Origin of the sequence: Vibrio chemaguriensis (assembly GCF_012275705.1) — a bacterium.
Classification (GTDB): Bacteria; Pseudomonadota; Gammaproteobacteria; order Enterobacterales; family Vibrionaceae; genus Vibrio; species Vibrio diabolicus.
On the sequence record NZ_SHOE01000002.1, the window covers coordinates 129,291 to 153,291 of the forward strand.

The window sequence follows — 24,001 nt, forward strand, 5'->3', positions numbered from 1 at the left end:
CTCAATTAGCAACAACTCCACCTAATATCAAAGGAGACTTAACTTTGGATTGTGCCTATTTTCCTTGTAGGCAAAGTAAGTGAAGGGCTGTACTTCCTTAAAGAATAGAGTGTTTAAAAGCCCTGCGATATTAGGAGTTGTTGTATGAAAAATTATACCGAAAGGCATGTCAAATGCCCCCATTGTGGACATTCAATCGGCATTACACTAGATGCAAGTAATGGTGACCAAGAGTTTTATGATGATTGCCCAGCTTGTTGCCATGCCATTCACTTAAATATGCGAGTAGATGAGCTGCAAGATAAAGTCGAACTGTTTATCGATGACAATTACGAATAACAACTCGAGCATGTAAGCGTTGGAAACACAAAGTCACTTGAATTAAAAAGGAGCGCTTGGCTCCTTTTTATCATTCTAAAGCTGTTTTGCTGCGAGAACTCGCTCAACAGTATCAACTATGGCCTGAGTCTGAGGGTCAAACTCGATATTAACGCGGTCCCCTACTTGTCTTACTCCAAAGAGTGTTCGTTGCAAGGTTTCTGGAATTAGATGTACTGAAAAACGACACGCTTCAACCTCACCAATCGTCAAAGAACAACCATCCAAGCCGATATAGCCTTTCGCTAACACATATTTCATTGATTCTTGCGGCAGTTGGAACCAAATAGTGCGGTTATTAGGCGTATCGATGATCTCGACAATATCAGCCATCAAACTAATATGGCCAGACATGCTGTGTCCGCCAATTTCATCACCAAACTTGGCAGCTCGCTCAATGTTTACGCTGTCACCTTCAACTAGCTCGCCTAAGTTGGTGAGAGCCAATGTCGCTTGCATTAAATCAAAGCTGATAAGGTTGCCATTAATTTTGGTCACGGTCAGGCAGCAGCCATTGTGAGCGACAGATGCACCTATTTCTAATCCTTTACAAAGCTCTTCGCTTAACTCGATAACATGCGTTTGAAAGCGTTCTTTTTTATCAATTTTAACGACCTTCGCCGTACCCTGAACTATTCCTGTAAACATTCTTTTTACCTATTGATTTCATACAAGCTGCAATCGATGACAGAGCCTTAAGCACAGCACTGTGTATCGAGATAAAACCTGTAGATTATAGAGCAACGACCTATTGAAAAATGGAGCCTTGTTCTCATACATGCTTCTAACATTAACATGATTTATTACAGCTCTCAGTATTAGCGTATCCTGAGCTTAGCGAGCATTAAGTTAGTGTTATCCACTATTCGCAACCTAACTATGGAATATAAACATACAATTGTTTATCATTTGCGCGGAGTTTCTCCGAGGCATTTTTTCACCTTATCGTGACTAAAATCAACCATCAGATCAGTTCACCACATCTTTTGTCCTCGAGCGCTCTCATTCTTTCAACTTATTGTTCCGCTCTGGAGTATTTTTCGTGCATCGCTATAAAGAAGAAGCATCAAGTCTCATCAAATTGGCGACCCCGGTATTGATCGCATCTGTTGCTCAAACTGGTATGGGGTTTGTTGATACCGTTATGGCCGGAGGCGTTAGTGCCACCGACATGGCTGCGGTTTCTGTCGCTTCAAGTATTTGGCTTCCATCCATTTTATTTGGTGTGGGTTTGTTAATGGCGTTAGTCCCTGTTGTCGCACAGTTAAATGGCTCTGGTCGTCGAGTAAAAATCCCGTTTGAAATTCAACAAGGCGTCGTTTTGGCATTGTTGATCAGTGTGCCGATTATTGCAGTGCTGCTTCAAACCCAATTTATTCTCGGATTTATGGATGTTGAAACGCTGATGGCAGAAAAAACAGTGGGGTACATTCATGCTGTTATCTTAGCAGTCCCTGCCTTCTTGCTTTTTCAAACGCTTAGAAGCTTTACGGATGGTATGTCATTGACGAAACCAGCAATGGTCATTGGCTTTATCGGTTTACTGCTCAACATTCCTCTAAACTGGATTTTCGTGTATGGCAAGTTTGGCGCACCTGAATTAGGCGGTGTTGGCTGTGGTGTTGCAACCACAATTGTTTACTGGGTTATGTTTGCCCTACTATTGCTTTATGTAATGACATCAGATCGACTTAAAAGCATCAACTTATTTGGTGAATGGCATCGACCACAATGGAAAGCGCAAGTTCGTCTGTTCAAGCTCGGCTTTCCTGTTGCAGCAGCGCTGTTCTTTGAAGTGACACTATTTGCTGTCGTTGCATTATTGGTATCACCATTAGGACCAATCATCGTTGCTGCGCATCAGGTTGCGATTAACTTCTCGTCGCTAGTATTTATGCTTCCAATGAGTATCGGTGCGGCAGTGAGTATTCGTGTTGGACACCGACTTGGCGAAGAAAACGTTGATGGCGCTCGCGTTGCTTCACGAGTGGGCATCATGGTTGGTCTAGGTTTATCTGTTCTTACAGCGATATTAACCGTATTGTCTCGTGAATGGATCGCCGAACTTTACACTAGCAACCCTGAGGTCATCACTCTAGCGATGCAACTGCTCGTATTTGCTGCTGTTTATCAATGTACGGACGCAGTTCAGGTAATCGCGGCAGGTGCACTGCGTGGCTATAAAGATATGCGAGCCATATTCAACCGTACGTTTATCGCCTACTGGATTCTTGGTTTACCAATGGGTTACGTCCTTGGCCGCACAGACTGGATCGTCGAGCCAATGGGAGCGCAAGGTTTCTGGCTAGGCTTTATCATCGGCCTTTCTTCTGCCGCACTTATGTTAGGGGTAAGAATGCGCTGGATGCACCGCCAAGAACCAGAGGTGCAATTGAACTTTTCAGTTCAGTGATAATAAGAAAAAGCCAGCACACGCTGGCTTTTTTGATCGAATAATAATGCTGTTGAGTATACTTATAGCAAGCTTGTGAGTCAGTAGAGTCTGCTCTCTGGGTGACGAATACGAAGTTATAAAAAGGATATTTGTGCGGTCTATTTTATTGTTCTTAGTCTTGTTTCTTAACGGTTGCGATAGCTGGTTCAACCCAGAAAACGCCATGTTTGACAAGTATCACCAACGTGTCGCCAATGTGTTGGACGCTCCTACTCTTCCAATCGAATCGCAACCTACTGTGACCATACCTGCAAAACGTGACTTATTCGAGCCACTTCCCAGGCTATCGATTGGTTTACTAGAAAGCTACCAATTACGCCAGTGTGGATTATTCAATCTACTTGCCGAGAAAAACTCGCAACTTGGAAAGGTGCAGGATGCCTTTCATGATTTTGATTACCAAACTTCACTGTTACGAGTCATGAATCGATGTCTATCCGAATTTCAGCTCAGCGATGAAGAACGTACTACATTGACAGAGCTTTATTCGACTAAGTGGCAACATTTAGGTACTCATCTTGATAACTTGCTACTCGCGAGTGATGCAATGCAAAAGCAGCTAACTGCGTCGGATTGGCTATCTCAAGAAACGACGAATGATATTGCACGTCTTAATGACGTCTATCGCCTTTTCAGTGAAATGTACGGTTTGCCTCATCGCGCCATTTCACGTCTGCCCGATATTGAGATTGTGCAGTATCAAGAAGAGCTAGAGAAATCTCGTTTAATCGGACGGCTTTACTATTCGATGATAAACGCTTCTCACTGGCTAAAAGCTACGACTCAGTTACTTAAACAACATCAGAATAATGTATTGTGCGGGCCAAACCGAGACGTGACCCAGTTCCGCTACCTAAGAAATGTCTTCCAATCTATTTACGTTGAAGAAGTGCAACCTTACTTAGCCTATTTAGACAGTACCTATCAGCAACTTCATGATGGCGCTACATTGATAGAAAAGCGTATGCAAGTTCATGGTCATCAATATGGTATAAAAGAGGCACACAAAACCTTTAGACAAGAAACCCTAAACCACGTTCAGTTTTGGCAGGGTCTCTTCAAGCGGTGCGGCGTAACCGTTGGCAACGAGTAAGTGCAGAGCGTTCTATTCCTTCAGCCTCTCACGTAAGAATCGGGCAAAACGTGGCTTACCGGTATGAGTAAAACCGTTGTACCTGAACGTGACGGTTGAACCTATTTTCGGAGGCTGACGACGCACTTCATCGGTAAACCCACTACCAATGTAAAACTCTGTACCATCTGGTAAGCGAACTAACATCGCCCCCATCATACCCAATAAACGCCCCGTGCCTGGCTTATAGCCCACGACTAGCGCTTCATCATCCGCGTATCGTTTCAGTTTAAGTAAGTCACTACCACGTCCAGCTTGATAACGGCTTGATACCTTACGTAGCATCACCCCTTCACCATCGGATATTGAAATCTTATCCAATTGCGCAAACAGGTGAGCTTCATTTTGGATCGCTCGGTGTTCGACATATTTGATATGAGGTTGGTCTACTTCGAGCACTAAGTCTTTGATGTTGTAATAACGCTTCCGGTAATCACCAGCAGAATACGGCATATCAAAGATCATAAAATCAATGTTTCGCCAAGCTGACTCCACAGGCGTTTTATCCAAAACCGTTTGTTGTACGAGATGAAAATTGCCTCGTCCCGCCCATAGCTCACCATCTAACGGATAATCAGGGAGTGAATCTATAAACCAATCTGGAGCGTAGATTCGGTTACCATTTCTCGTCACGAGATGTTGTCCGGTCCAATAGGCGCGAATGCCGTCGAGTTTTTCGCTATACCAGTATTCAGATACATCGATACCATCTTGATAGCTTTGCGCAAGAGAAACTGGAGGTGTGAGAGAAGTATCAGCTTGAAGCTGCGAAGACGCTGTCATAACAGCCAGCGCGATTAATGTCATTTTTAATGGCATAAGAAGACCTTGTACAAAAAAGCGCCTTTATTGAACCGTAACTCCTCTCGATGACCTATTTGTTACTAGTCATTCTTCGACTCAGAACAATCAACTTAAGTAATGATTTGCAAGGACAATCATAAACTTTAGACAGATTTTGCATTTAATATTTACACATTGTTCACAATAAGATGGGGGAGTCTCAAATCAAGTCACAACCTAATCTCGATGAGACTCTTGCTTTAGCGCTCGATATTAATTCGACATCTCTCCTGAACCAAGCCGTTTGTCTATGCGTTTTTGATTCTCAAATTGAGAACCTATTCCTTCTCAATTTGAATGACATTATCAAAAAATCATAACCATTTGATTTTATTTGCATTTAAATTTGGCACGTTACCTGCTCTATATCCAAGTAGAGAAAACAAACGGAGATAGAGTCATGGAATTACGCAAACTAGAAATTAATCAAGACAAATTAGCCATTGAATTTTTTGGTGACTTAGACGCAAGTGGCTGTCGACAAGCACAACATCACATTGATGAAGTAATTCACGACAATCATCACAAAGAAGTCGAAATTAACCTACAGCACGTCCAATTTCTTGATTCTTCAGGGATTGGTGCCATTGTTTACTTATATAAGCGTCTAGTTGAACGTGAAAGAAGCATGAGTATTGAAAACGTATCAGGCCAACCTTTAGAAATCATGAGCTTGCTTCGTATTAACCATGCTATTCCCGTTAACTCAAAAGGACACTAAAAATACCGGTTTAAACGGAGGTTGGCATGGTAAATCTTATACGACGATATGTAGTAAGCGGTCTTGTTGTCGGCATGTTTGGTTGTTCGTCGTTTGACTACCCAGACCACGGAAAAGGTGGCTTGGCGGAAAACTATCAAGATATATCAATTGAAAATTATCAGTTTTCCCCAGTCATGCCCGATGAGCCGTTAGGTCCAGAGCATGGGTTGAGGTTTGATTGGCAACTCACCAAGCTACACCTAGACGCGTTGATTCAAGAAGGCGCACGCTGGTGCTTTCCTGCAGCAGTAGTGCAAGCGCTTGAGAAGCAAAACAGAATCGCACGTGAGCTAGAAGGCGGACTTCTACTCGATGCAGCTAACGATCTGGTGATTCAACGTCGACGTTTAAACCAACTTGAACAGCAACTCGACTATGTATTAAGCCAAACCACTTGTACGCCACCCGATGATATTGAAGCATTGCGTAGCGATTTGAACGTCGTCGCTGAAATTTATGCACTCCTCAATATTGATAATCAATTTGCTGTCGATTCAGCAGAAATTAATCCAAAGTACATGGGACATTTGGCAGAAGCTGCCTACATTTTACGTGACCACCCTAACCTAACTCTTGTGGTGACTGGGCATGCCGATGTCACTGGCTCACCAGATTACAACCAGAAACTCGCTCAAGCGCGTGCAGAACAAGTGAAGCGTTACCTGACTGTATTTGGCATCACTTCAGAACGCGTAACCACCAAATCTGTGGGAGATAGCCTGCCGCTTTACGAGGGTGAAACACCTGCCGTGCGTTTAACCAATCGCCGCGTAAGCATCGAGGTTATTAGCCCTAATTCAGATAGCGATACCTCAGTAAATCGCAATCTATCTGTAGGAGGTGCGCTATGAACACGATGAAACCATTTATCACCTTAGTTCTTTTGTGCTTGGTCGCTTGGGTACCTACTTCGTCAGCTGATGAAAACAATACTGTTAAGGTCGGCGATTTAATTCAGATTAACCTACCTGGAGAAGCGTCTTTAAATAAAGGGTTTCAAGTCGATCGCCGTGGGCGTATTAACTTACCGGAAGTCGGCCCTGTATTTGTTGCTGGATATAATGAGCAACAACTCCAAGACGTGATTATCGAAACGCTAAAAACCGTGTATCGTGACGTAAACAACGCTCGAGTCTTTATCAAACAACAACAGTTATTAGTGTCGGTCCAAGGCTACGTGGTCAAACCCGGGGAATATACCTTACCTTCAGGTTCCAACATTCAAATGTTTGTATACGAAGCTGGCGGCCTTCGCGCTGGTGCTCAGCTCGATAAAATGATCGTTAAACGCGGCGACAAAAACATCGAGTTTGACTACAAACGTTTCCTTGATACTGGTGATAATAGCCAGCTCCCGAAATTGGAATCGCTGGACGTACTGTTTGTTCCAGCATCTCCACTCGTTGGGAATATTGAGCAAGAATTTGATGCAGCAAAACTCGCGAACTCAGGCGATAGCGCAGACTCCGCTCGTGCCATCAAAGTCTTTGGTGAAGTGAATGCTCCCGGCTCATTCTCTTACAAACCGAATACCACGCTCGTTGATGTCGTGATGAGAGCTGGCGGCGTAACACGATATGCCAGTGTTGAGCAAATTCGCGTGATCACAAATAACAACCCAACCATGTTTAATCTAAAAAAGTATCTGGATACGGGTGATCAAAGCTTACTACCAGAAATTCTACCGGGTGCCACCATCTTTGTTCCAAAACAGGAAGAAGAAATCAAAGCGGGTGCAAATGTGGTTTATGTCATGGGTGAAGTTGCCCACCCTGGCGCGTATGAAGGAAAGCAAGACGCTAGCTTCATGGATATTCTCGCCAATGCAGGCGGGCCTACTCGCTATGCAGAATCTCGCCAAATTCGAGTCATAAAAGCCGATGGTAAGGTCATCAAATTCGACCTAACCGCGCATACCGAGGGGCTGTCTTCGGTTAGACCACCGAATGTCGGGCCTGGAGACGCGATTTTCGTCCCTGAGAAAACCGATTTCAACGAGAAGTCATGGCTAAAAGTGGCGCCAAGTCGAGCGGTCGCTGTGATGGGAGAAGTCGTGCGCCCGGGACGTATTGAATGGTCAGACGAAATGGATTTAATTGATCTGCTTGCCCATGTCGGCGGCCCAACACGTAGAGCTGACACCACAAAAATTGAAGTCGCCAATAATGGTCAAATGACACAGTTCGATTTAGATCAATACATTTTAGATGGCTCACCAACATCGAATCTGCCCCGAGTTTCTGCTGGCACGGTAGTAAGAGTCCATGCATTACCTGACGATCCATCAGACAACAAATCGCAATGGGTAAGCCAGAGCTCTGATGCCTCGATATATGTTTTCGGTCAAATCAATGCCCCTGGTCGCTATCGCTTTACCGAAGAGATGCACTTTCTGGATATTCTATCTGCCGCCGATGGACCAACAATGGATGCCGATATTCACAATATTCGTGTGACGCACCGAGGCCTAGGCTATGCCAAAGTGAGTAAATTGAATTTGTCGATGTACTTTGAAACGGGCGATGAGTCTATTCTGCCCCACGTTCGTCCCGGCGATACCATTTACATTCCGGAAAAAAATAAAAACTGGTTGGATCGCTCCAAAGAATCCACCGTGCGCGTATTAGGTGAAGTAAGAGACCCAGGGCGCTATGTATTTAATGACAACATGACAGTACTTGACCTGCTGGCCGAAGCCGGAGGCCCAACTAACAATGCGTATCTTGAAAAAATCAGTGTGGTCAACATGTCTTGCTGTCAGGGCCAAGCTCGAACATTTGATTTGGTGAACTTTAGCAAAACCGCCAACATTTATGATTTACCAGTCATCCGTGCAGGCGACACCATTTATATTCCACATAAAGACGAAAGCTTTGCTGAAAAAGCGAGAGCCGGGTTAAGAGATATTCTACAAATCACCACAACCATCGTGTTAATAGGAGCGTTGTAATGACTATTCCTGCCACTCACGCTGAGATTGAGCAAATTTATCTTCAGAGTGAACAGAAAGGCCACAAAACGATTTGTGTTGTGGGTTGTAAGTCTGAAGACGGCGTCACTTCCGTTGCTTCATCTCTAGCAGAGCGTCTGGTTTTAGCTGGACACAATACTTTGTATGTGGATCTTAACCTGTTCAAGCCCGCGTATCGCACCATTCACGAGTTTGATGATGCCGAAAAAGTTGGCCACCTGATCACAAGAGAAAATACGCATCAAACCTTAGTCGGTCTCCCTGCTCCATCTCTCGCCAGCACTCAATTTGCGTACCGAGATCCGACGATGCTGAAGCGCAATATTGCAGAGTGGTTAACGCAGTACGAGCGAGTCGTGATAGACACATCTCCACTTCTGAGTGTCAACCGAAGCAATATTGCCCCTCAAGTGATTGCGGGCGTATGTGATGCCACCTTATTAGTCGCACATTATGGCTCTACGACGGCAACCCAACTCGAACAAGCCAAAAAACTACTTGATGCTAGCGATGCGAATTTGATTGGTTCCGTGCTGAATATGAAGCATACACCTAGCCTGAAAGATGAGTTGATCCGCCAAGTTTCCCAGCTACGCTTTTTACCCAAAAAGTGGAAAGAAAAGATATCTCAACAAATTAAGAAAAGTGAACTGTTTATGTTATAGGGAGCGCCAATATGACTGCAAATAACACACCGACTATCGAAAAAGAATTGGTGGATGAACACATTCTCCAGCAAATGATCAAAGATACGTGCGCCGAAATCATCCCTACGCTGATTGAACACTATATTGAAGAGTCACGAGAGCGCATGGAGAAAGTAGAGCAAGCATTAAGCGCGAAAGACCTCCAAACATTAGAGTTCGAAGTTCATACACTCGGCAGCTCTGCCCTTGCTTTAGGTAACCGAGCGCTTTCCAGACAAGCAAGAATGATTGAGAAATATTGTGTGGAAGGAAAAACACTAGAAGCATTGGCTCTCTGTGAGTCTCTTTCCCAGCTGGCCAATGAATCGTTTGACGCGCTAGAAAAGCGAAAAGATCAAGGGTTCGAGTAGCGGTTTCAAGGACAAATTATCTTATCAATCATCGCACTTATTAAAGTGCGATGCCGATATCATCTAAGACATTTACAATTTAACTTAATCAATTAAAAAGTATGGATTTTTCGCAAATTTCCCACCTTGTGCTAATACTTAGATAACGCTTTTCTCAAATTGAGAATATTCAGCACTAGAGAGCACTAAGCCATATAACTCGCTCATCACGCCAAATACAAATAATAGTGCTGACAAAAATCATAAAAGTGAAACGAACTACGTTGGGATAGGACTATGAGACCAAGGGTGTTACTGGTAGAAGACTCTACTTCACTAGCCATACTTTATAAGCAGTATGTCAAAGACGAACCTTATGACATTTTTCATGTCGAAACAGGTCGCGAAGCAATTCAATTTATTGAAAGAAGCAAACCTCAGCTCATCATTCTCGATTTGAAACTGCCCGATATGTCTGGTGAAGACGTATTGGATTGGATCAACCAGAATGACATTCCTACCTCAGTTATTATTGCTACAGCGCACGGCAGCGTAGACTTAGCCGTTAACCTAATTCAAAAAGGTGCGGAAGATTTCTTAGAAAAACCTATTAACGCCGATCGCCTAAAAACTTCTGTTGCATTACACCTCAAACGCGCCAAATTGGAAGATTTAGTAGAAAACATTCAGTCCAAGTTTGATCGCCATAACTATCACGGATTTATCGGTTCAAGTCTCCCAATGCAGGCGGTATATAAAACCATTGATGCCGTTGCTCCAACATCTGCCAGTGTCTTTATTGTGGGTGAAAGCGGCACAGGTAAAGAAGTCTGTGCTGAAGCCGTGCACCGTCAGAGCGACCGTAAAGACAAGCCTTTTATTGCTATTAACTGCGGGGCTATCCCACGAGATTTAATGGAAAGTGAGATTTTTGGCCACGTCAAAGGCGCATTTACCGGGGCCACAACAGACCGAAAAGGTGCTGCGACGCTGGCTCACGGTGGGACGCTTTTTCTCGATGAACTGTGTGAAATGGAACTTGAGATGCAAAAGAAGTTGCTCCGTTTTCTTCAAACAGGAACCTACACACCGCTTGGTGGCACTCGAGAGATGAAGGTGGATGTCCGAATCATTTGTGCCACCAACCGAGATCCATTAACAGAAGTGGAAGAAGGTCGTTTTCGTGAAGATTTGTATTACCGCGTACACGTAATACCTATCGATATGCCCCCCCTACGTGAGCGAGGAAGTGACATCGTCACGTTGGCCAAGCACTTTTTGACCACTTATGCTAAACAGGACAAAAAGAAATTCTCAACAATCGACAGCGAAGCTCAACATATCATCAAGCACTACGAATGGCCGGGTAATGTAAGGCAATTGCAAAACATCATACGTAACATTGTGGTGCTTAATAATGACGAAAAAGTCACGCTGAATCACCTACCCGCTCAACTGACTAGAAAGTCTAAAACAGCGAGAACATCCACTCCCGCACATGTAACTCAAGAGCCAGCAAACCCTACAACAATAACATCCCAACCTGTGTATGTTGAGGAACAGTTGGCCCCCGCTAGAGAACCGTCAATACCGACACCGGAACCTAACATACAATCCTCAGCGGCTGCCTCTCCGTACTTTAACTCTGATGGAACCATTCGCCCTATGTGGCAAGTGGAACGCGAGGCGATTCAAAACGCAATCGCATACTGTGATGGCAACGTTCTCAATGCCGCCGTAATGCTGGAGCTAAGCCCATCTACGGTTTACCGAAAAAAACAAGCGTGGGAAGCGGATGAAATTAATCTCGAACAATCTTGAGAAACCTGACGTTGGTGAAATTTGGATTTTTCTTGATAGCCGCCTGTTTGGCGGTATCGAAAGTCACGTCATAGAGCTTGCTCGTGGATTAATGACATTTGGGCACAAAGCACGTGTTGTCTTAACGACTGAGTACTCGCCACCAGCACAGATTGTAGAGAAAGCAGAAGAATCCACCATCCCTGTGAGTTACTTGAACCATTTGTCTGGTGAGCCACATAAGGCATTAAAGATCAAACACCTAACAAGCGCGGTCGCCAATCACCAACCATCGGTCATTCACTCCCACGGTTACAAAGCGTCAATCTTGGCGCGCTGTGCCAAGCTACTTACGCGCACATTTCCTCGCTTGATTTCAACTTATCATGCAGGAGAATCATCCTCGGGCAAACTGTGGCTCTATGATTGGCTTGATAGAAGTTCAGGCTACCTCTCTAACCACTGCTTTTCCGTCAGCCCAAGCATTCAGCGTAAAGTCATTTTCCCTTCGGATCTGCTGAATAACTTTGTTTCGATTCCCGATCGTAATCTCAACTATCAAGAAATCGCCTTCGTCGGCCGATTGAGCCAAGAAAAAGGTGCCGACCAATTTATCGAAGTGGCTAAGCTCTGCCCAACACTGCAGTTTAGTGTTTACGGTGATGGACCCGAAAGAGAATCACTCGCCCACATTGCCCCTTCAAATGTGATATTTTTCGGTCATCAAACTGAAATGGAGACCGTTTGGAAAAACATTGGCGTGCTGGTAATTTCTTCTCGCTATGAAGGCCTGCCTATGGCGGCGCTTGAAGCAATGGCTAGAGGAATAGTCGTGATGAGCCTACGCGTGGGTCGCTTGCCCGATATTATCCAAACTGGCGAAAATGGCTTTATTGTCGATGACGTCCCATCTCTCGCTCAATGCCTTAAACATTGGATGTCTCTTGATGAAGCGCAGCAATCTCTCATTCGTCAAAACGCTCGGCAGACCATTATTGATGATTTCTCGGCACAAAGCGTTATTCCTGTATTGCTACGAAAATATCAAATTGAAACGGAGCAATAAGCCATATTGGTTCTCAATATGAGAATATTGCTTCTCCCCTTGAGTCCAAGCACAAATATCTAATAATATTCAAACACATAAACTAATGGCATATTTTGGCATCTCTGTTGCAACTCAGCAGTTAACACAAGTTAATGATGAGACAGAGGTGACTTATGACTACTCCAAAACGCATTCTATATGTTCATTATGGTGATAACTGGATTCGCGGCAGTGAAGTGGTACTTCTGGATCTCATCTCAGGGATTGACCATGATAAGTTTGAGCCATTCGTGTGGTCAAACTGCCAGCCACTAATCGATAAGTGTCAATCGCTCGGAATTGAAGCGGAACATTCTGTTTTCAATCTAGTTGGTGGCTGGAGTGCGCCTCGCTGGGATATTAGCGGATGGAATAGCCTTATCAAACAGGGCTCAGCACTGATCGAAAAACACAATATCGACTTGGTACACGTTAATAGCGGTGGTCCTTGTCAATGGATGTGTTTGGCTGCACGCATGAATCACATCCCACTTGTCACTCAACTTCATTGTCACTATACATTGCGAGATCGCTTCTCTCTTGGGCTACACCTCTCCCCAAAATTGATTTGCGTTAGTAAAGATGTCGGTCGTGAAATTATTCAGGACGGTTACCCAGAAGACCAACTTTATGTTGTGCACAACGGTGTATCGCTTCTGGACTCTGATACGCCCATTGATATCAAGGCTCACCTCGGAATACCTCCACAAGCGTTTACCTTTCTCTCGGTAGGTTCATTGATTAAAAGAAAAGGATTCGACCGCCTTATTCGCGCTATGCGCATGCACAATTACCATCACGATAATCCTCATCTTGTTATCGTTGGCGATGGCGAGGAAAGAGAAACATTGCAACAACTTGCTTCGGATCTCGGTATCCAAGACAGAGTCCACTTTGTCGGGGAAAAAAGCAATGCAGGTGCATGGATGTCTGGGAATGCAGACGCTTTTATTAGCGGCGCCTACGAGGAAGCCTTTGGTCTCGTATTAGGGGAAGCGGCTTTAGCTCAACTGCCTATCGTGGCTCCTAAAACAGGAGGTATTCCTGAGTTGTTCGAGCATAATCACTCTGCGCTACTGTACCAGAATCGCGGAATGGCAGGCTTATTAAACGCGATCCAACAAGTCATGCAGGATTCAGCACTAAGAAACAGGCTAGCTGAAAACGCCTATCTTCATGCTAGCCAAAACCTCACGACTGCAGCATCCATAAGCGCCATTGAACGTATTTATGAAGGTGAGCTTGAGAACAACAGTATTACACCAATGCCAATGACTCACTGCATGAAGCCTCTTTCACGCTGGTTGAGCATCAATTGAGGAGGACAGTCATGAAACGTGTATTAATGTTCGACGCCATCCCAATGCAAGGTGGTTCTAAAATTGCGAATGCAGAGCTCCTCAAACAGTGCGATAAACTGAACGTAATTGGTTATCTGCTGACCACGAATCCAGAGCATTGGGAGTCACTACTTAGCGATACGCCTCGTGTGCAGATTATCAAAATCAAACCATCACCATTGAGCTCCACTCATGGCCTCACTTACTGGTTAATGAACGCGTATTACTTTATCCAACTGATTTTTGCGTGCATGAAACTACCAAAGATAGATAGCTTTTTAGGTCTATCTTGCCCAAGTAATGATATGCCTTTGTACTTACTAAGATTAATCAGCAAAAAGCCTGTGGTACAAATGGTTCATGGTCCAATTGGTCGTTCAAGATCTTCCGGCTACTGCTTGGTAAAAGCATCCGCAATTTATTACTTGGCAAACACCCGAGAATCGATGCTAGAGGCCTTACAGGTCTACCTCAAAACAGAGAAGCCAGCCACTGAACGCTATTGGTGTGGTTTGAATGCGTCTACGTTTGTTAACGGACTATCGAGAGACCGCTGGCCAAAGCAAGCAAATCCGATTTCAAACCGCGTCTTCTGGGCGGCCAGCTTACTAAAATGGAAGAACATCGATCTTTTTCTTGATGCTTTAACACTTGATAAGACAAAAGAGATCAAATCTACCGTGTGTTACATCAAACCAAATGTGGCAGGTGTGGAATATTCAACACCAGACTTCACCACAAAAGGTGTTGAATGGCATGAATGCCCAGATAACCTCGATGACCTACGCTCTCAGTGTGGTGTGTTTGTTTCCACCAGTGTTAACGAACCTTTTGGGTTATCCATTTTAGAAGCTCTCGCAGCAGGCATGTGCATCGTCATCCCACATGATGATAGCTACTGGGATCGCGTATTGACGCATGGCCGCAATTGCATCAAGTACACACCAAACAATGTGGCGTCGTTACATAACGCAATTCGCCTTTTGAATGAGTCTCCATGGATGAAAGTGACAATGGGTATCGAAGCACTCAACGTTTCTCAACTTTATACGGCCGAACGTTGTTATCTGCCAATCGCTCAGCACCTTGCAGCAGAATCCGCACCGAATGGCGATTGTAAACTCAAAACACCGCGATACATCAAAGGATATGACCATGTCTAAAGCAATGACCAATATGTCGCTGTTCGCTATCGCGTTAGTGATAAACAAAAGCATCAGCTTAATCATGCTGCCTGTATTGCCCCACTTTCTCTCACCAGAACAAATGGGCAAGCTTGAACTGCTTACCACTTTTGGCGTTGTCACAACCTTATTCGTCAGTTTCGCTTTGCATGAAGCGCTGTATCGATTCGTCGGGGTTGAAAAGGATCAAAATACGCGCACAAGCCTACTAAACCAGCTGTACTCACTTGCTTTATTCATCGCTGGCATCGTGGCTTTATGCCTACTCGCTATCATTATGCTCGCGCCTATTCCTGCGCCTTTTACGCGAGTCGAGTTTGCTATTGTTATGTTTGCTATCGTTCTAGAAGGCAGTATCGCAATCGGCACAGCTTGGTTGAGAACACAGGACGACAAAGCAAGAACCCTACTTAACGTCATGGTGACTACCACTGTTTTTCAGGTCATTTTCATCATCACGGCGCTGTCTATTCACCCACATGTCATTTCTGTTTTATGGGGTGGCTTGTTGGCTGCTATTACTCAGTTTGTCTGGCTGCACATCATTAACCGCTACAGCATGACTCTGCCAAATATGACAGTGGCGAAACAATACCTAAATTACTGTCTGCCCATGATGATGGCTGGATTGGTTGCGTTTTGTCTCAATGGCGCTGAACGCTGGTTCATCGGCGCGAACGCCTCACTTGCGACCTTAGGGATTTACGCGATAGCGGTAAAATTTGCGGTTGGCATGTGTATTTTAGTTCAGCCATTTGGCATGTGGTGGATGCCACGTCGATTTAATTACCTAGAAGCGCGTAGGAGTACAGAAGCTGTGCGCATCACTCATCTAGGCATGATTTACATTACAGGTTTAAGTGTTGCAGTCGGCACATTAGCAATGGTGATGATCACTTACCTGTTACCAGGAACCTATCATGAGGCGGTACTGTTCAGCTTGTTCTTACTGCCTATCGCCATGCTAAAAGAGTGGAGCGAACTCATTAATATTTCCATTTTGTACAAGCGTCGTACTCGCTGGTTACTGGGTATTAATATCGTCTCAGCATGCGTTGCAATTGCCTTGCTGTTTGGCCTATCGTCCCTGGGTATCTATGGGGTTTTCATTGCGCTTTATTACGCACAACTGTGTAAGCTTGGCCTGACTTATGTGGTAGGTCAACAATGCATGCCGTTGCCTTTTCACCTAAGTCTGATGGTTTTATTGCAGATTATCTCCGGTGTGGCACTGTTCCTGCTTCACTCTTCACAATCAATAGGCATCGCCATCGCAATTTGCATTTTGACATGCACTTTGCTGGCAGGGATAGCCACTCGCTATATGAGTAAAGAGACGCTAAATGCGCTCACTCGATACATGGTGAAATGGCGTGGACAGGTAAAGAGATACTCGTTATGACTGAAACCAAGGTGAGAAGAAAGCAGTCCATCGCAGCGCTGACGATTACCGTCTGTATCGGCCTGCTTTGGATTGTTATGCCTCACCCTATTTTGATTGTCGCACTATGTTTCGCCCCGCTGGCTTTACTGTTCGTTCTCAACCAAACGTTTTGGCTTGTCACGCTGTTCGTTATTTTTTCATTCTTCCGTATTCATGAAGCGTTTCCCGTTATCTATAACTTTAAGATCCCATTGCTACTATCATTGGGGGCACTGGCCGCACTTGCTTTCCACCTTTTGATAAGTCGCCAGCTTACGGCTTTTTGGCACCCTTCATTAAAATGGCTGTGCATATTTTGGGGGCTGGTGATCATCGGCATCGTCTTCGCCTCCAGTCATGACATTGCCATTACAGTTTTCAAAAATACCTATTGGAAAATCATCATTATGACATTGGCGATCACCTGGCTTATTACCAAACCGGCTCAGTTGGCACAAATGTCGAAAGCGATAATTTTCGCCGGATTGTTGATTGGTTTAGTCGCATTACAAAACGCAGCGAATGGCATTGATTTAGTGGAAGGAACGCGCGTATCGATTGGACGCTCCATAGGTTCAGTACTCGGCGATCCGAACGACTTGGCGCTGGTGTTAATGTTTCCCCTCGCCTTTACCGTTAGTCAGTTAATGGAGAAACGTTCACCTAAGCATCTCCGACTCTTTGCACTTGTTACCTGTTTGGTATTGTTTTTTGCGATTATTGAGACACAAAGCCGCGGAGGCTTGTTAGGCTCTCTATCGGTATTTGCGTACTTTGCCTTTAAGCACATCAAAAGCAAAACGTTAGTCTTAGTACTAGGCGCCGTCGCAGCCATCGTACTCTACGCATTTGCTGGTATCTCAGGGCGAGAGTCTGGTGGCGCAGCCGAGGATGGTATAGATGCCTCTGCGATGGGGCGACTTTACGCGTGGGAAGCCGCATTTAAAATGGCTCTCCACCATCCGTTAACTGGGGTTGGGCTTGATAATTTCTACTTCAATTACTATTTCTATAGCCCTCACTGGGACGGTATCAATCACGCCGTACACAGTACTTGGTTTGGCGTATTAGCAGAAACGGGGTTTGTTGGACTCGCCGTGTTCATTACATTGATTGTGTCATTGATTCGAACCTCTTTGCATTCTATTTCACTACTGACGCCAACATCGGATTACACCCTATCTGTTGGAGCAAATGCAGTCTTAAGTGGGCTGATCGGGACCATCGTATCAGGCACCTTCCTCACTCAAGGTTTCACTTGGCCAATATACATTCTGGCGGCATTAACGGTAGTCGTTAGTCGAATCGTTCAAAGTGATTGTCAAAATGAGAAACCCTAATTTCAAATACCAATAGAAAGTCCAATTACCTGTTTTATAACAAATAAATCCTTGGCACGTATTGTGATTACTCTCTTGATTAGTAATCAAATAACGAAGACTCAAGGAGAGCCACATGACAGATATCGTAGTATTTGGAGAAGATTTTGGCGGGCTACCCTCCTCCACTCAACACATTGTCAAACGACTAGCAACGAGCCACCGCATCCTTTGGGTTAACTCAATTGGTCTGCGTCAACCTAGGCTGACCGCTAAAGACATGCAACGTGCGTTAAACAAGCTCGCTCGTGTGTTTAATAACGCTGGATCGCATAAGCCAACGTTAGAGTCTGAAATAAACCCAAATATTCACACCATTAACCTACTCACTATTCCTGCTCCAAGTTCTGCGCTGGCAAGAAAAGTAGCGGCTAAGATGATGAAATACCAGCTCAATAAACAGTTACACGCTCTTGGTTTTGATAAGCCTATATTTTGGACATCTCTCCCGACGGCCGCAGATGTTTGTGCGGAAATGAATTCACGTGGGCTAATTTACTATTGTGGCGATGACTTTAGCGCTTTAGCTGGTGTTGACCACGACACGGTTGCCAAGCATGAACGTACACTGGTTAACGCGGCTGATGTGATTTTTACAGCAAGTGACAAACTCGCCACTCAATTTACATCTGGTAAAACCGTCACTTTGCCTCACGGTGTCGACTTTAGTCTGTTTTCTGAGCCAGCACCTAAGGCTGAAGATTTTCCTAATAATGGTCGCAAAGTGCTGGGCTTTTATGGCAGTTTGTCTGAATGGTTAGACTACGACTTAATTGCCCAAGTCGCAGACCAAGCGCCTGACTGGGATCTCGTGTTCATCGGCCCCAACGAGTTCAGTGATAATCCGCTTCCACAAAGGAGCAACATATACTACCTGGGCCCGAGAGCGCATCACACTCTGCCACGTTACTCCCAACACTGGGATGCCAGTTGGTTGCCCTTTGTTGATAACGCTCAAATCAAGGCATGTAATCCGCTTAAACTTCTTGAGTACTTGGCAACAGGAACCCCTGTTATCAGCACACCGTTTCCTGCATTAATGCCCTACAAACATATGCTTCATGTGGTTCAAGATGTCGAAGACGTACGTGCCAGTCTCGATCACCTCCTACCGCCACCGACAGATTCAAAGTCATTTGTTCAACAGCAAAGCTGGGAAGCAAGAGCCAACCAAGTTGATAAATTAGTGAGGGCGCTATGAACGATTTAAGAGAAAACCTCAGTGTACTGTTACATGGAGCTTGGAGACGTCGCTACATGATCGTTATTCCTATGCTTGTATTGCCTGTGCTGGGTTTCATCGTAAGTAAACTGGTTCCGACGACTTATGTCGCTCATACAAGTATGCTTATCCAAGAGACAGCGAAAATGAACCCATTCCTTCAAGATCTTGCCGTCTCAACCATGCTGAAAGACCGATTGAGCGCACTCAGTACCTTGCTAAAAAGCCGACATGTTTTGTACTCAGTTGCCAAAGAACAAGCGCTGATTAGTGACGACATGAGTGCTAAAGAGCAAGAGTTCATCATTAAAGATCTCGCGTCGCGTTTGTCTGTTCAGCAGCTTGGTAAGGACTTCATTCAAATCCAACTACGAAGTGGCAAACCGAATGGCATGGAGTCGATGTTACTCTCCGTCAGCGAACATTTTGTCGAACAGCTTTTAGCTCCTGAACGATCTTCAATTAAAGATTCAAGTCACTTTTTAACCATCCATATTAATAAACGCAGAGAAGAGCTGGATAAAGCAGAGCAAGCGTTCGCAGAATACAAGAATACTTACTCTCACGCGACGCCTGAAATGCAAGCACAAAGCCTGACTCGTCTGGCAAGCCTTAAACAAACCTTGGCAGAAAAAGAAGCGGAGCTTGCTGGTGTTACCCGAAGCCTAGGTAGTTTGGACCAACAGCTTTCTAAAACCAACCCGGTTATCGGTAAGCTTGAAGAACAAATCATCGACATTCGTAGTGAGCTCACTTTGCTTCGCGCCAAGTACACTGAGGCGCATAGCATGGTTCAAGGCAAGCTACGAGAGTTAAACCGCTTGGAGCAAGAGCGCTCAGTACTATTGAACTCTAAACAACCGGAATTAAACAGCGCCCAACTTTGGGATATTGCAAGCAATACCACCGTAAACAGTCTTGGAGAAGCTCAGCCTCTTCTGGTCTCTCAGCTTCACCAACTGCAAATTATGCGCGGACGCTTTGAAGCCCTCACAGAAGAAACAAATAGCTTACGAACAATGATTCAAGAGTTAGAAAGTAATGCGCATCGATTTGGTAGCACAGCAACAGAAATTAACCGCCTAGCTCGTGATGTCGCGGTAAAAAGAGAAATGTATGATGACCTTGTAGAGCGTTATGAAATGGCTCAATTAACTGGTTCACTTGGCGTATTTGAAGAGAATAAACGCGTGAAAATCATTGATGAACCTTTCACACCAACCATTCCGTCTAACTTACCTAGTTTTGTGTTTGTCATTTTAGGGTTTATCGGTGGAGCAGGTTTGGGCATTGGATTAGCGACGATACTTGAGTTAGCAGATAACTCTATCCGCTCTAAAAGAGCATTAGAAAAGCACCTTGGCGTTCCTGTGATCACCACCCTACCTAAAGTGGTATACGGAAGCTAACAGCCGTTAACACTCCATTACAAGCACTCGTTCAGCGAGTGCTTTTCTTTTTGTGCTTATTCTAACTCCGTGTAAGGTTTCCACTAATATGAATCTCAAATTGAGAATAAATATCGCCCTTCATATACTTTGCCATTAACCTGATGTTTTTAAACACTTAATTTATTGGCACGCAGTCTGCAATTCCTAAATAAACAAAGAACTCAACGAGGGTTTGAGAATGGAATTCAGACAAAAACAAAATAGCACTCAACGCAATAAAAAAGTGATATTACACGTCGTGCAGCACTTAGCTCCTGGCGGTTTGGAAACGCTCGTATTAGAGATGCTTCGTTTTGCGCAACCGAATCATTCCGTGTTTGTCGTAAGTTTAGAGGGAAGCAAAGCGCAAGCACTGCAATGCTGGTCAAAACTCTCGGCCTACCAAGGCCAACTGCACTTTCTCAATAAGAAACCTGGATTCAGCGGAACAACCATCAGTAAGCTGACTTCCATGCTCAAAGGACTCAAGCCTGATGTAGTCCACACTCACCATATCGGTCCACTCTTATATGGTGGGATTGCAGCACGCTTAGCGCAGGTGCCAGTAATTATCCATACTGAGCACGACGCCTGGCATCTGAATAGCAGAAAGTCAGCTCGACTTCAGTCCCTACTGCTAAAAATGATTCGTCCACATGTGGTTGCCGATGCGAACTTTGTCGCCGAACAAATCCAGACAAAACTGAATTACCGCAAAGTATGCACCATTCACAATGGAATCGATTGCCAGAAATTTCAAAGCGGTAATCAAGCAACCAAGAGAAACTTGTTTGGGCTTCCAGCCAACAAAACCGTGATTGGAGTGGCTGGACGTTTAGAAGCAGTTAAAGGCCATAAAGTGCTTATCGAAGCCTTCTCTCATCTTACGCCAAACACACACCTAGCCATTGCTGGAGATGGTTCTCAGAGAGCTCAATTGGAAGCACAAGTTAGAACGTTAAAACTTGAGGATCGCGTTACCTTTTTAGGTTTGGTCGACGATATGCCCAGCTTTTACCAAAGTCTCGATTTATTTTGTTTACCGTCGCTTCAAGAGGGTTTCCCCCTCTCAACACTAGAAGCTCAAGCATGTGACATTCCTTGTGTCGCAACCGATGTTGGTGGCGTGAAAGAGACGCTCTGCCCGATTAACAGCACATTGGTTGAAGCCAACCGAGTGTTCTCTTTGGCGGAAGCTTTGTCGCTGCAATTGAAATCAACCCATGGTTCTCCTCGAACTTTTATTCTCAAACATTTTGATATCAGAGACATGGTGAGTCGCTACTCACGTTTGGCCAAGGAGGCTAGCTATGAATGATTTACTTTGGATTACAGGTTTTGGTTTATCCGCATTTTTGATTGTCTATCATCATGTTGGTTATCCATTGCTACTTAAATGGCTTCCTTTAAAACAGCAAAAAACCACAGCACCATTTGTAGAGCGAGCTTACAAAGCCTCTCAAACAGACAGTCAGTTACCATCTATTACTGTCATCGTGCCCGCCTACAATGAAGAACAATGGATAGCAGAAAAGATCCGCAACCTTGCGAGCTTAGATTACCCAAGAGATAAATTGAAAGTGGTGATCGCATGTGATGGCTGCACAGATAACACAGCCGAGATTGCTCAAGCGACGATTCAAGAAGCAATCTGCTCCGATACACTGTTCATCATTAATGACCACCAAGTCAATCGCGGTAAAGTTGCCCTACTCAACGAAGAAATGCGTCATGTTAGCTCGGACATTACCGCACTGAGTGATACATCGGCATTGATTTCTTGCGATTCTCTGTTGCTAGCTAGTCAGCATTATCAAAATGAGAAGGTTGGAGTGGTTAACGCGACATATCAAATAATGAGTACCGATAACCAAGGTGAAGCAGCGTACTGGCAATACCAGTCTCGAGTGAAGCACCAAGAATCCTTGCTAGGTTCAACGATTGGTTCTCACGGTGCGTTTTATACATTCAGAACCCACCTATTTGAACCACTTGAAGTCAGCACCATTAATGACGATTTTATTCTCCCTATGAGAATCGTTTTGCGAGGCTATAACGCTATCTACGAACCTAACATGCTAGCTCTTGAACTCGAACAAAGCTCAGACGACGCAGACTTCAAGCGACGCCTAAGAATTTCAGCGGGTAACATGCAGCAGCTCATGCAATTAAAGAAATTACTGCTACCTCGCTATCGTGGCACTGCCTTTGCATTTCTATCGGGAAAGGTTCTGCGCTTAGCAACACCCTATTTGATGATTGTTTGCTTGGTTTGTTCACTGCTACTGGCACACAACCCGCTGTTTCAAATAATGCTGCTCGCTCAAGCCTGTGTTTATGGTATCGCACTTGTCACTTACTTGGTGCCTGCACTTAACACAGTCAAGCCTTTTAAACTGATTAGCTACATCGTCATTGGTCATCTCGCCAATTTCATCGGCGGTATGAAGTATTTGCTAGGAATGGAAAATGGGCGTTGGAAACGCGTCAACCAATAAGGAAAGCATCATGAAAAACTCACGCTACGATTCAAATGTATGCCACGCGAAAAGAACGTTTGATGTACTGGTTGCAATGTTTATTTTGCTCGTCACTGCACCACTATTCCCATTTATCGCGCTAGCTATAAAAATAACATCGAAAGGCCCAGTGATTTATCGTCAACTGCGTGTTGGGCGCTGTACACCAGAAAAAATGGATCTTTTTCAAATCATGAAGTTTCGCACCATGTATATTGATGCGGAGCAACGCTCCGGTGCAGTTTGGGCAACCGAGAATGATCCTCGAATCACACCAGTAGGACGTTTTTTACGTAAGACGCGTTTAGATGAGTTACCACAGCTGTTTAATGTGTTGAGAGGTGAAATGTCTATGATCGGGCCACGTCCAGAGCGCCCTGCTTTCTACCAAAAGTTGGAAGATGAAATCCCTTATTTTGTAGAACGCACATATGGCGTATTACCAGGAATTACAGGCCTAGCGCAAGTTAACCAAGGCTATGATGCTTGCATTGAAGATGTACGACGTAAAGTTGGTTTTGACCACAGTTACGCACTAAGCTTAGGTTCGTTCTACTCTTGGATTTCAATGGACCTTTCAATCATGAGTAAAACATTCGTTGTGATGATTGATGGACGAGGCCAGTAGTTTCTCGATTCTCGTAACGGTCACTCTTGCCACTGGCGTCGCATCTTTTCGATGGTCGCTGGTGGCACATCATGAATGCTTTGATACGCTCCGCGACACACCTTAACTTCCACCTCAATGCGCTTCTTCACGCAGTAGTCCAAATAACGCTTCATCTCCCAGTGCCGAACAAACGTATTACTCACAATCACGACTTTCCCTTTGTTCAACCACTTTCGAGTTTGCTGAAAACACCATTCATGAGCTTGGGACAATTGAGTTGGGTTAAAGTGATAATCACCTTCATCATTTTCAAAATACATGTCAGCTTCAAAATGCTTAGCACCAAGCTCTATCGCTAGTTGCTTTGCTAAGGTTGTTTTACCTGAACCTGGAAGTCCACGAATAAGAATGAGTTTAGCCAGTGACATA

Annotated in this window: 22 protein-coding genes; 19 read left to right on the forward strand and 3 right to left on the reverse strand. The window is 44.6% G+C overall.

The features are described from left to right. The first annotated feature begins 144 nt into the window (after window positions 1-144). Window positions 145-339 carry a CPXCG motif-containing cysteine-rich protein gene (locus EX191_RS02900; protein WP_005396219.1) on the forward strand — a complete coding sequence of 65 codons (195 nt, stop codon included), beginning with the start codon at window positions 145-147 and terminating at the stop codon, window positions 337-339. A 75-nt stretch (window positions 340-414) separates the two neighbouring features. Here EX191_RS02900 and EX191_RS02905 read toward each other — a convergent pair whose 3' ends face one another. After that, on the reverse strand, window positions 415-1,026 hold the full coding sequence (locus tag EX191_RS02905) for a riboflavin synthase subunit alpha (protein WP_193447090.1): 612 nt from the start codon (window positions 1,024-1,026) through the stop codon (window positions 415-417). A gap of 394 nt (window positions 1,027-1,420) precedes the next feature. On the opposite strand from EX191_RS02905, the gene EX191_RS02910 reads away from it, so the two are divergent. Both EX191_RS02910 and EX191_RS02915 read left to right on the forward strand, forming a co-directional pair. Beyond that, entirely contained in the window at window positions 1,421-2,791 is a 1,371-nt protein-coding gene (locus tag EX191_RS02910; RefSeq protein WP_124008853.1) for an MATE family efflux transporter, read from the forward strand. Between the two features lie 133 nt (window positions 2,792-2,924). Then, entirely contained in the window at window positions 2,925-3,926 is a 1,002-nt protein-coding gene (locus EX191_RS02915; RefSeq protein ID WP_193447091.1) for a DUF3080 family protein, read from the forward strand. A gap of 12 nt (window positions 3,927-3,938) precedes the next feature. Here the strand turns inward: EX191_RS02915 and EX191_RS02920 are convergent, their stop codons facing one another. Further along, window positions 3,939-4,784 (reverse strand): DNA ligase, encoded by an 846-nt coding sequence (locus EX191_RS02920; protein ID WP_046875255.1) that lies wholly within the window; start codon window positions 4,782-4,784, stop codon window positions 3,939-3,941. Window positions 4,785-5,208: 424 nt separating this feature from the next. Here EX191_RS02920 and EX191_RS02925 point away from each other — a divergent pair, with 424 nt between their 5' ends. From EX191_RS02925 to EX191_RS03000, 16 genes are all read left to right on the forward strand, one after another. Beyond that, on the forward strand, window positions 5,209-5,529 hold the full coding sequence (locus EX191_RS02925; RefSeq protein WP_005394270.1) for an STAS domain-containing protein: 321 nt from the start codon (window positions 5,209-5,211) through the stop codon (window positions 5,527-5,529). 26 nt (window positions 5,530-5,555) lie between these two features. Beyond that, window positions 5,556-6,422 carry an OmpA family protein gene (locus EX191_RS02930; protein WP_046875254.1) on the forward strand — a complete coding sequence of 289 codons (867 nt, stop codon included), beginning with the start codon at window positions 5,556-5,558 and terminating at the stop codon, window positions 6,420-6,422. Further along, the gene (locus EX191_RS02935) at window positions 6,419-8,521 is read left to right on the forward strand and encodes an SLBB domain-containing protein (protein ID WP_114322354.1); all 2,103 of its coding nucleotides are present in this window, start codon (window positions 6,419-6,421) and stop codon (window positions 8,519-8,521) included. Before EX191_RS02930 ends, EX191_RS02935 begins: the two co-directional genes overlap by 4 nt. Then, complete coding sequence (locus EX191_RS02940) at window positions 8,521-9,207, forward strand: AAA family ATPase (protein WP_193447092.1); 687 nt, start codon at window positions 8,521-8,523, stop codon at window positions 9,205-9,207. Before EX191_RS02935 ends, EX191_RS02940 begins: the two co-directional genes overlap by 1 nt. Before the next feature lie 11 nt (window positions 9,208-9,218). Next, the gene (locus EX191_RS02945) at window positions 9,219-9,599 is read left to right on the forward strand and encodes an Hpt domain-containing protein (RefSeq protein WP_193447093.1); all 381 of its coding nucleotides are present in this window, start codon (window positions 9,219-9,221) and stop codon (window positions 9,597-9,599) included. Window positions 9,600-9,875: 276 nt separating this feature from the next. Next, window positions 9,876-11,399 (forward strand): sigma-54-dependent transcriptional regulator, encoded by a 1,524-nt coding sequence (locus tag EX191_RS02950; protein WP_150918671.1) that lies wholly within the window; start codon window positions 9,876-9,878, stop codon window positions 11,397-11,399. Continuing rightward, window positions 11,374-12,444 (forward strand): glycosyltransferase family 4 protein, encoded by a 1,071-nt coding sequence (locus EX191_RS02955; RefSeq protein WP_193447094.1) that lies wholly within the window; start codon window positions 11,374-11,376, stop codon window positions 12,442-12,444. The genes EX191_RS02950 and EX191_RS02955 overlap by 26 nt, the downstream gene beginning before the upstream one ends. 155 nt (window positions 12,445-12,599) lie before the next feature. Next, on the forward strand, window positions 12,600-13,784 hold the full coding sequence (locus EX191_RS02960) for a glycosyltransferase (protein ID WP_193447095.1): 1,185 nt from the start codon (window positions 12,600-12,602) through the stop codon (window positions 13,782-13,784). Between the two features lie 11 nt (window positions 13,785-13,795). After that, complete coding sequence (locus EX191_RS02965) at window positions 13,796-14,968, forward strand: glycosyltransferase family 4 protein (protein WP_047008757.1); 1,173 nt, start codon at window positions 13,796-13,798, stop codon at window positions 14,966-14,968. Next, a complete protein-coding gene (locus tag EX191_RS02970; RefSeq protein WP_193447096.1) occupies window positions 14,961-16,391 on the forward strand; it encodes a lipopolysaccharide biosynthesis protein in 1,431 nt (476 codons plus the stop codon). Before EX191_RS02965 ends, EX191_RS02970 begins: the two co-directional genes overlap by 8 nt. Next, entirely contained in the window at window positions 16,388-17,752 is a 1,365-nt protein-coding gene (locus EX191_RS02975) for an O-antigen ligase family protein (protein WP_193447097.1), read from the forward strand. The genes EX191_RS02970 and EX191_RS02975 overlap by 4 nt, the downstream gene beginning before the upstream one ends. A 115-nt stretch (window positions 17,753-17,867) precedes the next feature. Continuing rightward, the gene (locus EX191_RS02980) at window positions 17,868-18,992 is read left to right on the forward strand and encodes a glycosyltransferase (RefSeq protein WP_193447098.1); all 1,125 of its coding nucleotides are present in this window, start codon (window positions 17,868-17,870) and stop codon (window positions 18,990-18,992) included. Then, the gene (locus EX191_RS02985; RefSeq protein WP_048626363.1) at window positions 18,989-20,422 is read left to right on the forward strand and encodes a GumC family protein; all 1,434 of its coding nucleotides are present in this window, start codon (window positions 18,989-18,991) and stop codon (window positions 20,420-20,422) included. Before EX191_RS02980 ends, EX191_RS02985 begins: the two co-directional genes overlap by 4 nt. Window positions 20,423-20,642: 220 nt before the next feature. After that, window positions 20,643-21,761: a glycosyltransferase gene (locus tag EX191_RS02990; RefSeq protein ID WP_193447099.1), complete on the forward strand. Its 1,119-nt coding sequence runs from the start codon at window positions 20,643-20,645 to the stop codon at window positions 21,759-21,761. Continuing rightward, complete coding sequence (locus tag EX191_RS02995) at window positions 21,754-22,941, forward strand: glycosyltransferase family 2 protein (RefSeq protein ID WP_006742949.1); 1,188 nt, start codon at window positions 21,754-21,756, stop codon at window positions 22,939-22,941. Before EX191_RS02990 ends, EX191_RS02995 begins: the two co-directional genes overlap by 8 nt. A gap of 10 nt (window positions 22,942-22,951) precedes the next feature. Further along, window positions 22,952-23,590: a sugar transferase gene (locus EX191_RS03000; RefSeq protein WP_005394228.1), complete on the forward strand. Its 639-nt coding sequence runs from the start codon at window positions 22,952-22,954 to the stop codon at window positions 23,588-23,590. A 20-nt stretch (window positions 23,591-23,610) separates the two neighbouring features. On the opposite strand, the gene EX191_RS03005 is transcribed toward EX191_RS03000, so the two are convergent. Beyond that, window positions 23,611-24,000, reverse strand: a complete 390-nt coding sequence (locus EX191_RS03005; protein WP_167426598.1) for an ATP-binding protein — start codon at window positions 23,998-24,000, stop codon at window positions 23,611-23,613. Between the last annotated feature and the right edge of the window lies 1 nt (window position 24,001).

What these genes read in the sequence shown, in the direction of transcription:
- EX191_RS02900 (WP_005396219.1), top strand. Translation starts at nt 145, where the DNA reads ATGAAAAATTATACCGAAAGGCATGTCAAATGCCCCCATTGTGGACAT.
- EX191_RS02905 (WP_193447090.1), bottom strand. Translation starts at nt 1,026, where the DNA reads ATGTTTACAGGAATAGTTCAGGGTACGGCGAAGGTCGTTAAAATTGAT.
- EX191_RS02920 (WP_046875255.1), bottom strand. Translation starts at nt 4,784, where the DNA reads ATGCCATTAAAAATGACATTAATCGCGCTGGCTGTTATGACAGCGTCT.
- EX191_RS02925 (WP_005394270.1), top strand. Translation starts at nt 5,209, where the DNA reads ATGGAATTACGCAAACTAGAAATTAATCAAGACAAATTAGCCATTGAA.
- EX191_RS02930 (WP_046875254.1), top strand. Translation starts at nt 5,556, where the DNA reads ATGGTAAATCTTATACGACGATATGTAGTAAGCGGTCTTGTTGTCGGC.
- EX191_RS02935 (WP_114322354.1), top strand. Translation starts at nt 6,419, where the DNA reads ATGAACACGATGAAACCATTTATCACCTTAGTTCTTTTGTGCTTGGTC.
- EX191_RS02940 (WP_193447092.1), top strand. Translation starts at nt 8,521, where the DNA reads ATGACTATTCCTGCCACTCACGCTGAGATTGAGCAAATTTATCTTCAG.
- EX191_RS02945 (WP_193447093.1), top strand. Translation starts at nt 9,219, where the DNA reads ATGACTGCAAATAACACACCGACTATCGAAAAAGAATTGGTGGATGAA.
- EX191_RS02950 (WP_150918671.1), top strand. Translation starts at nt 9,876, where the DNA reads ATGAGACCAAGGGTGTTACTGGTAGAAGACTCTACTTCACTAGCCATA.
- EX191_RS02955 (WP_193447094.1), top strand. Translation starts at nt 11,374, where the DNA reads ATGAAATTAATCTCGAACAATCTTGAGAAACCTGACGTTGGTGAAATT.
- EX191_RS02960 (WP_193447095.1), top strand. Translation starts at nt 12,600, where the DNA reads ATGACTACTCCAAAACGCATTCTATATGTTCATTATGGTGATAACTGG.
- EX191_RS02965 (WP_047008757.1), top strand. Translation starts at nt 13,796, where the DNA reads ATGAAACGTGTATTAATGTTCGACGCCATCCCAATGCAAGGTGGTTCT.
- EX191_RS02970 (WP_193447096.1), top strand. Translation starts at nt 14,961, where the DNA reads ATGTCTAAAGCAATGACCAATATGTCGCTGTTCGCTATCGCGTTAGTG.
- EX191_RS02975 (WP_193447097.1), top strand. Translation starts at nt 16,388, where the DNA reads ATGACTGAAACCAAGGTGAGAAGAAAGCAGTCCATCGCAGCGCTGACG.
- EX191_RS02980 (WP_193447098.1), top strand. Translation starts at nt 17,868, where the DNA reads ATGACAGATATCGTAGTATTTGGAGAAGATTTTGGCGGGCTACCCTCC.
- EX191_RS02985 (WP_048626363.1), top strand. Translation starts at nt 18,989, where the DNA reads ATGAACGATTTAAGAGAAAACCTCAGTGTACTGTTACATGGAGCTTGG.
- EX191_RS02990 (WP_193447099.1), top strand. Translation starts at nt 20,643, where the DNA reads ATGGAATTCAGACAAAAACAAAATAGCACTCAACGCAATAAAAAAGTG.
- EX191_RS02995 (WP_006742949.1), top strand. Translation starts at nt 21,754, where the DNA reads ATGAATGATTTACTTTGGATTACAGGTTTTGGTTTATCCGCATTTTTG.
- EX191_RS03000 (WP_005394228.1), top strand. Translation starts at nt 22,952, where the DNA reads ATGAAAAACTCACGCTACGATTCAAATGTATGCCACGCGAAAAGAACG.
- EX191_RS03005 (WP_167426598.1), bottom strand. Translation starts at nt 24,000, where the DNA reads ATGTCACTGGCTAAACTCATTCTTATTCGTGGACTTCCAGGTTCAGGT.